The 10,785-nt window shown below is 43.3% G+C and carries 10 protein-coding genes and 1 pseudogene; 4 read left to right on the top strand and 7 right to left on the bottom strand.

The annotated features are described in order from the left end of the window. The first annotated feature begins 365 nt into the window (after positions 1-365). Positions 366-1,451, top strand: a complete 1,086-nt coding sequence (locus VQ00_RS11240; protein ID WP_046180230.1) for a CotH kinase family protein — start codon at positions 366-368, stop codon at positions 1,449-1,451. A 57-nt stretch (positions 1,452-1,508) separates the two neighbouring features. Then, a complete protein-coding gene (locus tag VQ00_RS11235) occupies positions 1,509-1,889 on the top strand; it encodes an SET domain-containing protein (protein WP_046180229.1) in 381 nt (126 codons plus the stop codon). A 282-nt stretch (positions 1,890-2,171) separates the two neighbouring features. Here the strand turns inward: VQ00_RS11235 and rlmD are convergent, their stop codons facing one another. Both rlmD and VQ00_RS11225 read right to left on the bottom strand, forming a co-directional pair. Next, positions 2,172-3,545: a 23S rRNA (uracil(1939)-C(5))-methyltransferase RlmD gene (gene rlmD, locus VQ00_RS11230; protein WP_046180228.1), complete on the bottom strand. Its 1,374-nt coding sequence runs from the start codon at positions 3,543-3,545 to the stop codon at positions 2,172-2,174. A 17-nt stretch (positions 3,546-3,562) separates the two neighbouring features. After that, positions 3,563-4,336 (bottom strand): TrmB family transcriptional regulator, encoded by a 774-nt coding sequence (locus VQ00_RS11225; RefSeq protein WP_046180227.1) that lies wholly within the window; start codon positions 4,334-4,336, stop codon positions 3,563-3,565. 101 nt (positions 4,337-4,437) lie between these two features. Between VQ00_RS11225 and VQ00_RS11220 the strand changes: the two are divergent. Further along, positions 4,438-5,200: pseudogene (locus VQ00_RS11220) on the top strand (TSUP family transporter). On the opposite strand, the gene VQ00_RS11215 reads toward VQ00_RS11220, so the two are convergent. Beyond that, positions 5,187-5,537, bottom strand: a complete 351-nt coding sequence (locus VQ00_RS11215; protein WP_046180226.1) for a DUF2085 domain-containing protein — start codon at positions 5,535-5,537, stop codon at positions 5,187-5,189. The pseudogene VQ00_RS11220 and the gene VQ00_RS11215 overlap by 14 nt on opposite strands. Continuing rightward, complete coding sequence (locus tag VQ00_RS11210; protein ID WP_046180225.1) at positions 5,534-5,815, bottom strand: hypothetical protein; 282 nt, start codon at positions 5,813-5,815, stop codon at positions 5,534-5,536. Before VQ00_RS11210 ends, VQ00_RS11215 begins: the two co-directional genes overlap by 4 nt. 301 nt (positions 5,816-6,116) lie before the next feature. On the opposite strand from VQ00_RS11210, the gene VQ00_RS11205 reads away from it, so the two are divergent. Further along, entirely contained in the window at positions 6,117-6,533 is a 417-nt protein-coding gene (locus VQ00_RS11205; protein ID WP_046180224.1) for a pyridoxamine 5'-phosphate oxidase family protein, read from the top strand. 128 nt (positions 6,534-6,661) lie between these two features. On the opposite strand, the gene VQ00_RS11200 is transcribed toward VQ00_RS11205, so the two are convergent. From VQ00_RS11200 to VQ00_RS11190, 3 genes are all read right to left on the bottom strand, one after another. After that, on the bottom strand, positions 6,662-8,392 hold the full coding sequence (locus tag VQ00_RS11200) for an ABC transporter ATP-binding protein (protein ID WP_046180223.1): 1,731 nt from the start codon (positions 8,390-8,392) through the stop codon (positions 6,662-6,664). Next, positions 8,373-10,103, bottom strand: coding sequence for an ABC transporter ATP-binding protein (locus tag VQ00_RS11195; RefSeq protein ID WP_046180222.1), 1,731 nt, complete (start codon positions 10,101-10,103; stop codon positions 8,373-8,375). Before VQ00_RS11195 ends, VQ00_RS11200 begins: the two co-directional genes overlap by 20 nt. A gap of 168 nt (positions 10,104-10,271) precedes the next feature. After that, positions 10,272-10,706, bottom strand: a complete 435-nt coding sequence (locus tag VQ00_RS11190; RefSeq protein ID WP_052728492.1) for a CotY/CotZ family spore coat protein — start codon at positions 10,704-10,706, stop codon at positions 10,272-10,274. Between the last annotated feature and the right edge of the window lie 79 nt (positions 10,707-10,785).

Raw genomic sequence — 10,785 nt, 5'->3', positions numbered from 1 at the left:
ACCGGTCACACATCAACCGGTCCAGGTAAAGGACCTAAAAAAGGTCCACGAAGACGAAGATAGTGAAAAAATGCTTCCGTTTGATCAATTACTCATTGATCAAATGGAAGCATTTGCTGCTTAAAGAATACTATTACCAAGTCCAAAGAGCATCTCAAAAGAGTAAGTGCTCGTTAACGAATTTGAATTTGAGATCAGTTCAACAGAAAACCTCTTCAATGAGTCAACAATTAAAGATTGTACAAAAATAAAATTTGTTTCCTTTAAAATCAATTTATTCACTAGCTGCGTACAATGATGATAGTAACGGCGAATAAAGATAAACGTGAGCATATCGGTTTTATCAGGGAAAGGACAGAGAGTCTATGCCTTATCTAATTCCATCTTATTTTTTGATAATGGAAGAAAATGATCTAAATGATTTACGGAGTGATATATGGAGTGATGATCCTGTTCCCGCCTATTTAGAGGTGGAGAACAACCGATATGATATTGACATCGCCTACCGGGGATCCTATACGCGAAAATTTCGAAAAAGATCTTTCCGGGTGGAATTCATCGATCCAAATAGATTCTCGGGGGCCCGCATTATTCATCTCAATGCGGAATATAGAGACCCATCCCTTATGCGTAATAAACTTTCTTTCGATTTTTTCCAGGATCTTGGTGTTCTATCCCCGCAGAGTCAGCATATAAATTTAACGCGAAATGGTTCTTTTAAAGGTGTTTATTTGCAATTGGAATCCGTGGATGATCTATTCTTGGAAAAGAGAGGCCTTCCTTCCGGTCCAATTTTTTATGCTGTCAATAATAATGCTAATTTTTCGTTGATGAGAGATGAAAAGAGAAAAGAATCACTTCTTTCGGGTTATAGACGAGTGTTAGGAACCGAATCAGACGATGCTTTCCTTCATGAATTTATAAACAAACTCAATACGATTCCCCTATCTGATTTTTCTGATGAAATTCCCCGCCATCTCAATATTAATACTTTTTTATGTTGGTTTGCTGGAGCCGTTTGTACCATGAACAATGACGGGTTCACTCACAACTATGCACTGTACCGAAACAGTGAGACAGGTTTGTTCGAAATCATTCCCTGGGACTATGACGCAACTTGGGGACGAAAAGTCGACGGTGGAGTCATGCGTTACGATTACGTACCTATTAAAGGAAAGAAAGCCAACAACCTTTGCTATCTCCTCCTACAGATACCAGAATTCCGCAAACTTTACCGAAATATATTGGAGAAAATTTTGGAAACCAAATTTACAGTCGAACATTTGGAAAATAAAATAATTTCTCTGCATCAAGCTCTAAGACCACACATCCTTTCCGATCCTTATAAAAAGAAAACGATTGATATATTCGATGGAGAGCCCGAGTTTATTTTTCAATTTATTCGCGAACGCCAGAGCTATTTGAAAAAACATTTGGTGGATCTTGATTGAAGAAATTGTCCTGATCATCAAAAACGTGCTTTAGAATGTCAGAAAGGGGCAAATACTGTGAAACCAATATGTATAAAAAACACTGATAATTATGGTAGAGGGGTATATGCTGCTCGTGATATTAAAACAGGTGAACTTATTGAAGTATCGCCTGTTTTAATATCACCCCAAACTGAGTGGAAGTATTTAGAAAAGACGATACTTTTTGATTACTGCTTCACTTGGGGTGAAAATTATGAGCATACAGCGATTGCTCTAGGATATGGATCTCTATTTAATCATTCATATACTCCAAACGCTGTATTTGTTTATAATCTAGACGCTCTATCGATAGACTTTTACGCAATAGCTAACATTAACGAGAACGAAGAAATCACTGTAAATTACAACTGCGATCCTGAAGATAAATCTTCACTATGGTTTGAGATAATTGATTAGATAAATTGATATTGTAGCGCAAAGCAGTAAAGGTTTTTTATTGCTCATCCCTAAAAAGCTTATGGACAAAGTCTGAATGAAGGCAGGTCTATAAGCTTTTTTATCTTTTCAATTACTTTATAAAGTTCTCTTTTCTTTTAACGGATCATTAATTTTTGCAACTCCATTTTACCTTGTTTTCTAGAATAAACAGCTTCATATTGAGTTTGAAAAAAGAGAGTTAGCGAAACAAAAAATGCAGGGAATGTGGTCATCTGACTCTTTCCCTGCATCAAAACCTTGTTAGATCAACTCTAAGACAGCCACTGCCTCTACATGAACCGTCTGCGGAAACATATCCACCGGCTGTACTTCACGTGTTTTGTAGCCGCCGTCTTCCAGTACACGCAGGTCCCGGGCAAGTGTGCCGGGATTACACGATACATAAACGACTTTTTTCGGCTTCATTTTTAAAATCGTCTCCAGAAGCGCTTCATCGCAGCCTTTGCGTGGCGGATCAACGACGATGACGTCCGGTCGAATGCCCTGCTTGTACCAGGCTGGAATGACTTCTTCCGCTTTTCCCGCTTCAAAATAAGCATTGGTGATACCGTTTAGTTCCGCGTTTTGCTCGGCATCTTCAATGGCCTGCGGGACGATCTCGACTCCGTAAACCTGTTTTGCTTTTTGCGCCAGAAAGAGTGAAATGGTGCCAATCCCACAGTAAGCGTCGATAACCGTTTCTTCCCCAGTCAGCCCGGCATACTCCAGCGCTTTGTTATAAAGCACTTCCGTCTGAACCGGATTGACCTGATAAAACGAACGGGCGGAAATCGCGAATTTCACGCTGCCGATCGTGTCATAAATGACGTCTTCTCCGTACAGCGTCCTTGTCCGGCTGCCGAAAATGACGTTCGTTTTGTCAGGATTCACATTTTGAACGATAGATGTAATCCCGGGGACAGCGGCACGGATGCCTTCCACGATTGCGGCTTCATTCGGTAGCTCATTTGTGCGCGTAATAAGCACAGCCATTTTCTCGCCGGTTTGGTAGCCAATCCGTGCCATGACGTGGCGAATCACGCCTTTATGACGCTGTTCATCGTATGGCATAACCCCATTCGCCGAGCAGACGTCTTTCACTTTTTGAATGATCGTGTCACTTTCTTCGTGCTGAATCAAGCATTCGGTCATATCAATGATCTCATGCGAGCGTTTTTTATAAAATCCGGCGACAATCCGGCCGCCGGACAAACCGACTGGCACCTGTGCTTTATTCCGGTAGCGCCACGGATCGTTCATGCCGAGCACCGGATGAACGGGCACGTCCGGCAGTTTGGCGATCCGGTCGATCACGCTGCGGACCTGATTGTATTTCATCTCCATCTGTCCCGCATAAGACAAGTGCTGAAGCTGGCAGCCGCCGCATTCGTCGTATACCGGACAAGGCGGCTCTACCCGTTCCGGCGATGCCTGGTCCAGGCGGATGAGTCTCGCAAAGCCGTAGCCTTTGTTTAATTTTGTTACTTCAATCTCTCCTGTTTCACCCGGCAGAATGCCTTCTATAAATAACGGGTAGCCTTCAACTTTCGCTACCCCTTTTCCTTCATGTGTTAAATCAGTAACCGATACGTGAACGGTATCTCCTTTTTTGACCGGAGTTTGAATCTTTGCCACAATTACATCTCCTCTTTCTAATTAAAAAATGCATCCCTCTCGGCGGAAATCCAGTTTTCCATTTCTTTTTCCTTCACAAGGCGATTGACTAATATATCGTGCCATACATAATTTTCAAGCAAATAAATATGAACCGGATCATCCGTATAAAAAGCGTTATCGCGCTGTTCTACAGATGGACCATATAACATTTCGCTGCCATCAACGGATAAAATAAACCACTTTTTATGCCCAATCTGCTCAACAAAACTTGTCTGGCGATGCAAATCAAGTCCAGTGATCGGATTGATTACTTGAAAAACAATACCCTTCATCTTACAACGATGCGCTGCTTCTTTCAAGAGCGGTTCTAGCATTTCATACATCTCGCTCCATAAAGAAATAATCACTTTTCGTTTGGCTTTTTTTAGAAGTGTTTCACAAAATGCAAGAATTGATTCCTTTCCTTGAATGGACGCAACCCGGTTATCCGGAACCGGCTGAACCGCCTCTAACATTTTTAATGATTCGTGGATAGATGAAAATGTCGTTTCCCACTCGGATTGAATAGAGGACAAAAAAACATCCACCGGCAGGGGTGAATAATAAACACTGTCGTTTATTTCTTCTTGAATCACCACTCCTTGGGCAGACAAACTTTTCAGTACATCATATACGCGCGCCCGCGGTATGCCGGATTCTTTGCTGACTTGATACGCTGTTGATGTTCCGATTTTCACAAGTGTGACATACGCTTTTGATTCGTATTGATTAAAGCCAATCGATTGTATTTTTTGAATAAGTTCGTCCATTTTGCCCTCCAGAACGTTTCTTTTTCTTATCATATCATGTTTACAAAACGAAAAATAATAGTTACTATTAAAGTAGTAACTATTGTACGCGAGGTGTTTATTTGGACGAAACGATCATTCTTACGTTATTTTTTTTCGGTTTTTTAGCAGCTTTTATCGATGCGGTAGTAGGGGGGCGGAGGACTAATTTCCATTCCCGCTCTTCTTTCAACAGGACTTCCACCAGCTACTGCTGTCGCGACTAATAAGTTGTCCAGCACAATGGGTGCGCTGACGAGTACGATTGCTTTTATTAAAGCCGGAAAAGTTGATTTCCGTCTGACAGGCAAGCTGTTTCCAATCGCGTTTATCGGTTCTCTTCTCGGCGCAATAACAGTTCGTTACGTTTCTCCAGATATTTTAAAGCCGCTTATTCTCGTTTTGCTGATCGCCGTTGCAGTTTATACAATCTTTAAAAAGAATTGGGGAAGCGTGTCTACGTATAAAAAACTGAATTGGAAAAAAGCCGTGCTGTTTATGACGGCTATTTTGGTTATTGGCTTTTATGACGGTTTTCTTGGCGCTGGGACCGGCTCATTTATTTTGTTTGCCTTCCTATTGCTCGGTTTTGATTTCATGCAGTCTGCCGGCAATGCAAAACTGTTGAACTTCGGAAGCAACATCGCCGCATTGATTCTGTTTTTGACGATGGATATGGTTCACATTTCATATGGGCTGGTAATGGGCGTGGCGATGATTCTCGGTGCTCTGACCGGATCAAAGTTCGCGATTCGAAAAGGAACGACGTACGTTCGGCTTCTATTTATCATCGTCACAGTTTTATTGATCAGTAAAAATGTATATGACTTTTTCAGTTCACAATAAAAAAGGCCCCTGCTTTTGCAGATGCCACGACGAACTGTGCCAGTCCAAAACCTGCTAAAAAACCTGTACCAATTCGAAGAGGATTATTGCTCGTGCGGCATTCTTTCTTTTGTGTAAACCCATCGATCAGCATCGGCACATTCATCAAAACGGCAGCAAAAAAAGACGGAATAACGGAAAAAAGCGGTGTAAAAAAGGCCATTGGAATCGACATAAAAAGGCCGATTAAGATAAACATACAGCGATAACAGACTGGAAACTTCTTTCCTTTTACAATTAAAGAACGCTCCGGGCGGCGATGGCACGGCATAAATTGAAGTGTTAAAAAATCTTTCATAACGAACAATCCGGACCACAGTCGCAGTCTCCGTCCCGATCGCAGTCAAATGTTCGTTTGTTGATCGTTGGTGTTGGACAGTCCAAGCCTGAACAGTCATCATCTTTTCCTTTTTTTCGCCGCTTATTGTACCAATACACCGTGTAAACAAATAACATCACGCCAAATCCAAGCCAAATGAACAGGATGATTCGCTCACCGCTGTCTGGATTCGAGGTTAAGCCGACAATACTGCCGATTATACAAATAAGAGCGGCACAAAAGCTGAGAAAAACCATCTTTTTCCCTCCATCAATATAGGTGCTTCTTTAAGCATATGGTAAATGAAGAAGTAAGCTACTACTATGTGGAAACGATTTACGAACCGGTCATCGTGCCTGGAAAAGTAAAAATCAAAGTAGAATGGACCGGCATTTAATGAAAGCAAAAAACCAGGTGAAGATTTTAGTAAAATCGCAGCCGGAATAATGGTTCAAATAAAAACACTCGCTGTGAGTGTTTTTTATTTGTTTAATTCACGTGTTTAATTCAAGAGAAAAGTGGAATAGTAAAGAATAGAACATAAGGAGTGATCAATCAATGAGTTCAGTGAAAGAGCAAGTCTTATCTATTTTAAAAGAAAGCCGTGTCGGAACGATGGCGACGATTCACGATAATAAGCCCCGTTCGCGCTACATGACGTTTTTTAATGATGATTTAACCCTTTATACCGTAACGAGCAAAGATACGCATAAAACTGAAGATGTTGAGCAAAACCCTTATACACATATTCTGCTTGGATATGAAGGAGAAGGCGTCGGGGACACGTATGTGGAAATCGAAGGAAAAGTCATTGAATCGGATGACGAAAGCTTGAAAGAAAAAGTATGGAATGAACACTTGGAACCTTGGTTTGACGGCCCGGAAGATCCGAAATTGCTTATTTTGCAAATTAATCCGGATCAAATTCGTTTAATGAACAAAAAAGGACAGCCTCCGCAAACACTGGAACTGTAATGTTAAAAAGCATCGACGCTTACTGCGCGATGCTTTTTTGTATCCATGTATCATGATTTATGTCCAATTGCCTATAGTTGTGTTCACTTATCGCCATTTACCACTCAACTAATTTTGCGTGCTTTTTCTTATTGTGCAGACGCTACTACTTCTTCATATGTTCCAATCGCTTCGATGCCGCCATTTTGCAAACGGATTACCTGATCGGCGCGCCGGATCGTGTTCAGCCGGTGAGCGATCACGAAACTCGTCCGTCCTTCCATTAAGAGAGCGAGCGCATCTTGAATATGGAGCTCTGTAATCGTGTCGATGCTGCTCGTCGCTTCGTCTAAAATAAGAACAACCGGATCGACCAAAATCGCCCGCGCAATGGATAGAAGCTGCCTCTGTCCTTGGCTGATACCCGATCCGTCCTGGCTTAATTTTGACGCGTAGCCATCCGGCATCCGCATAATAAATGAATGGGCATTCGCTTTGCATGCCGCTTCGATTACTTCATCGTCCGTCGCATCCAGCCTGCCGTAGCGGATGTTTTCCAACACTGTTTCTTCAAATAACACCGTATCCTGCAGAACAAATCCCATTTGGCCGCGCAGCGCAGAACCTGCTATTGCCCGGCTGTCCACACCGTCAAATAAAATCGCACCGCCATCCGGCTCATAAAACCGGGCGAGCAAATTCATAATCGTCGTTTTACCTGATCCTGTCGGCCCGATCAATGCAATTGTTTCACCAATCGCTGCTTCAAATGACACGTTAGACAGGGTTTCTTTCCCTTTTTCATACGAAAAAGATACATGGTCAAAAACGACATGACCGGACAGTTTGTGCTGACTGCCTGTCTTCCCATCAACGGCTTCATCTGTATCCATAATGTCAAAAACACGTTCCGCACCGGCCACAGCCGACAGCATCGTATTGTATTGATTGGCAAGATCATTAAGCGGCCGTGTGAACTGACGGGCGTATTCGGTAAAAATCACAATAGTACCGACAGTCGCCTGTCCATTCAGCGCCAAAATACCGCCAGCGAGCGCAATGAACGCAAAACCCGCATTGTTTAGCAGATTCATCAGCTTCGGAATAAATCCCGAATACGCCTGTGCCAGAAACCCTGCTTCCCGCAGCCGCTCATTTTTCCCCATAAATTCATCGATCATTTCGTCCTCGCGGGAAAACATTTTGACAATGTGCCTGCTTGAAATCGCTTCTTCAATAAAACCATTCAAGTCGCCAAGATGGCGCTGCTGCTCTTTAAACCTCGGTCCCGTCCGGCTCGTGATCCATTTCATTCCGCCAAACATAAGCGGAATGATAAGCAGCGTCACAACCGTTAAAAGCGGGCTTAAATAAAGCATGACGACAATGGAGCCTGTAAGCGTTAAAAGGCCCGATGCTACTTGGATAATGGAACTGTTTAACGTGCTGCTAATGTTGTCAATGTCGTTTGTCACCCGGCTCATCAATTCGCCATGACGGCGCTTGTCGAAAAAAGAAACCGGCAATTTATGAAAATGACGGAACAAGTCATCGCGCAGTTCATACACTGTTTTTTGCGCAATCTCCGCCATCCAATAGTTTTGCAAGAAAGTCACAAGCGAATAGCTTATATACACAAGTGCCAGACCGGCGAGCAGCAAAAGAAGCCCCTGTTCATCACCGGATGTTATATAATCATCAATTGCCACACCGATTAAAAATGGACCAGCGAGCGCCAGTGCGGAACTGAGCGTGACCATCATCATGGTCAAAACCAGCTTTCCTTTTCGCTTAAGCAAATAGCGTCCAATCCGCTTCAGCGTGACAGACATATTGCTGATTTTTGGTTTTGATCCCGGATTACTGCCCGGATGCTTCATATGCCCCACCCTTTCTCACTTGCGAATCCATTAGCCGCTTATATAAGCCATTTTCACTGGCCAGCTCGTCGTGTGTGCCAGAAACCGCCGCTTCGCCATCTTCAATCATAAAAATACAATCCGCCTGCTCTGCGGTTGAAATTTTTTGTGTCACAATAAAAATCGTGCATGGCTCGGACGTAATGGCTTCAATAAGCGCAGCTTCCGTTTCTACATCAAGCGCGCTGGTGCTGTCATCGAGCAGCAAAATATCCGGCTGGCGAATGAGTGCCCGCGCAATGGATAACCGCTGCTTTTGGCCGCCCGATAGCGTGACCCCTTTTTGCCCAATCATCGTGTCATATCCATCCGGCAGCGCCGCAACCGTTTCATGAATTTGCGCTTTTTTCGCCGCTTTTATAACTTCCTCTTCCGTCGCGTCTTTTTTGCCCCACCGAATGTTTTCAATGATAGACCCTGTAAATAAATGCGATTCCTGCGGGACAAAGCCGATCTGGCGGCGCAGCATGCGGATGTCCATCCGGCTCACGTCACACCCGCCGATCATGAGACGTCCATTATCGGGTTCATATAGACGCGGAATAAGCGACAGCAGCGCCGATTTGCCGGAACCCGTTTCCCCCAAAATGGCAGCCATACTTCCGCGCTTCACCTTCATTGAAAAAGAATCAAGCACCGGAACCTTTCCACCCGGATACGTAAACGTGACATTCTCAAAGACAATATCACCGTTTTCCGGATACTTTTCTGTTACTTTCTTGAGCTGTTCCTGCTCAATCATCAACACTTCATCAATGCGGACAGCGGACGCTTTACCGCGGGCAAACGCAATCGTAATAAAGGTGAAAATCGACAGTGAAATGATAATTCGCGCTGCATAGTTAATAATCGCAACAATTTCACCCGTTGTTGCCGTGCCGTTTTGCATCTCAACAAACCCAAACCATAAAATAAAAATGAGTCCGCCGTTCATGACGACCATCAAAACCGGGACGATGCTTTCAAATGTGCGGATCACGCGGATTGTTTCATTCATAAGCGCTTTTCCTGCCTGCTCAAACCGTGACGTTTCGTGTCCGCTTCGTACGAACGCTTTAATGAGCCGGATGCCGGTTAAATTTTCACGCATGACACTGTTTACTTTGTCGAGCTTCAGCTGCACGCGGCGGAACATACCCGCTCCTTTTCTCATCATAAACAGCATAAAAAACGTCATCACCGGCACGGTCACAAGCAGCACAAGCGATAATTTAAAATGAACAAACAGCGCCATCGCGGTGCCGAAAATAATCATTAACGGTGCGCGCAGCATAATCCGCAGGCTCATAAAAACCGCATTCTGCAGCTGGGTGACGTCATTGGTCATCCGCGTAATGAGCGTGGATGTATCAAAATGACCGTACTGCCCAAACGAAAATGACTGCACTTTCTCAATGAGCTCTTTTCGTATATCAAATCCGTAATTTTGTCCGATCCGGGCAGCAATAAACGAATTCGTGATCCCTGCTGCAAATGAAAACAGTGACAGCAAGATCATAATGCCCCCCCAATATAAAATAGCATCCATATCTCTGGCGATAATGCCCTCATCCACCATTTTTGCCATTAAAATCGGCAGCACAAGTTCTACCGCAAGCTCCAACAGCATAAGCCCCCAGGCAAATGCCATTTGAAGACGATACGGCATTAATAGAGACAAAACACGATTCATACCCATTCCTTCTTCCACTTCTTCTTATCAACAGTGTAGCAAACATGAAAAAAATTCGCCTGTTTAAAGAGGCAGGCTTACCCTTGATGGTTGCTTTAGCAGGGCTTGTCTTTTTTTGAATCAGAAAAAAAAGAATTCTCCAGCTCTTTCCCCAGCTAGAGAGAAAAATTACCATTTTGGTTCGATGATCACTTTTTTGGTCATAAGATCAATGTCCAGACATTGAATGGCACTGATACTATCTATACGTAATGTGGCATAAGTATCGGTTCTCTCCAAATGATACAGCTCGTTAAAACAAGTCGTGACACCCTGGCATATATCAAAAGGCTGAAGCAATGAAAGTGTTACAACATTTTTACCTTCATCGATGTTTTCGATACGGAAATATTTCGTCATAAACGGGCAATTGTCTTTTAATCCAGCTGCCTCAAAGTATTCACTATCGGTCTTCAGCATAATGGGAATCGTATCCCCATCAAAAAGTTTTGCCAAAAGACTGCTGCAAATGTCTGTTTTCATTCCTTTTAATTGATCCTGCTGCTGCTTTAAAACGGTGAAAAAATAGCCTACACCACTCCTGCTGGGACGACTGTGCCGCATGACATCTCCCCCTTCCTTACCTGCTTTTATTTATAGTTTATTTCCGTTTTCTTAAAGAGGTGAAAAAGCCCGCTTTATT

Origin of the sequence: Domibacillus tundrae, from assembly GCF_000970675.1 — a bacterium.
Classification (GTDB): domain Bacteria; phylum Bacillota; class Bacilli; order Bacillales; family Domibacillaceae; genus Domibacillus; species Domibacillus tundrae.
This window is presented reverse-complemented; position numbering and strand designations above follow the sequence as displayed.

Excerpts from the sequence above, each read along its gene's own strand:
- VQ00_RS11240 (WP_046180230.1), top strand. The coding sequence starts at position 366 with ATGCCTTATCTAATTCCATCTTATTTTTTGATAATGGAAGAAAATGAT.
- VQ00_RS11225 (WP_046180227.1), bottom strand. The coding sequence starts at position 4,336 with ATGGACGAACTTATTCAAAAAATACAATCGATTGGCTTTAATCAATAC.
- VQ00_RS11215 (WP_046180226.1), bottom strand. The coding sequence starts at position 5,537 with ATGAAAGATTTTTTAACACTTCAATTTATGCCGTGCCATCGCCGCCCG.
- VQ00_RS11210 (WP_046180225.1), bottom strand. The coding sequence starts at position 5,815 with ATGGTTTTTCTCAGCTTTTGTGCCGCTCTTATTTGTATAATCGGCAGT.
- VQ00_RS11205 (WP_046180224.1), top strand. The coding sequence starts at position 6,117 with ATGAGTTCAGTGAAAGAGCAAGTCTTATCTATTTTAAAAGAAAGCCGT.
- VQ00_RS11200 (WP_046180223.1), bottom strand. The coding sequence starts at position 8,392 with ATGAAGCATCCGGGCAGTAATCCGGGATCAAAACCAAAAATCAGCAAT.
- VQ00_RS11195 (WP_046180222.1), bottom strand. The coding sequence starts at position 10,103 with ATGAATCGTGTTTTGTCTCTATTAATGCCGTATCGTCTTCAAATGGCA.
- VQ00_RS11190 (WP_052728492.1), bottom strand. The coding sequence starts at position 10,706 with ATGCGGCACAGTCGTCCCAGCAGGAGTGGTGTAGGCTATTTTTTCACC.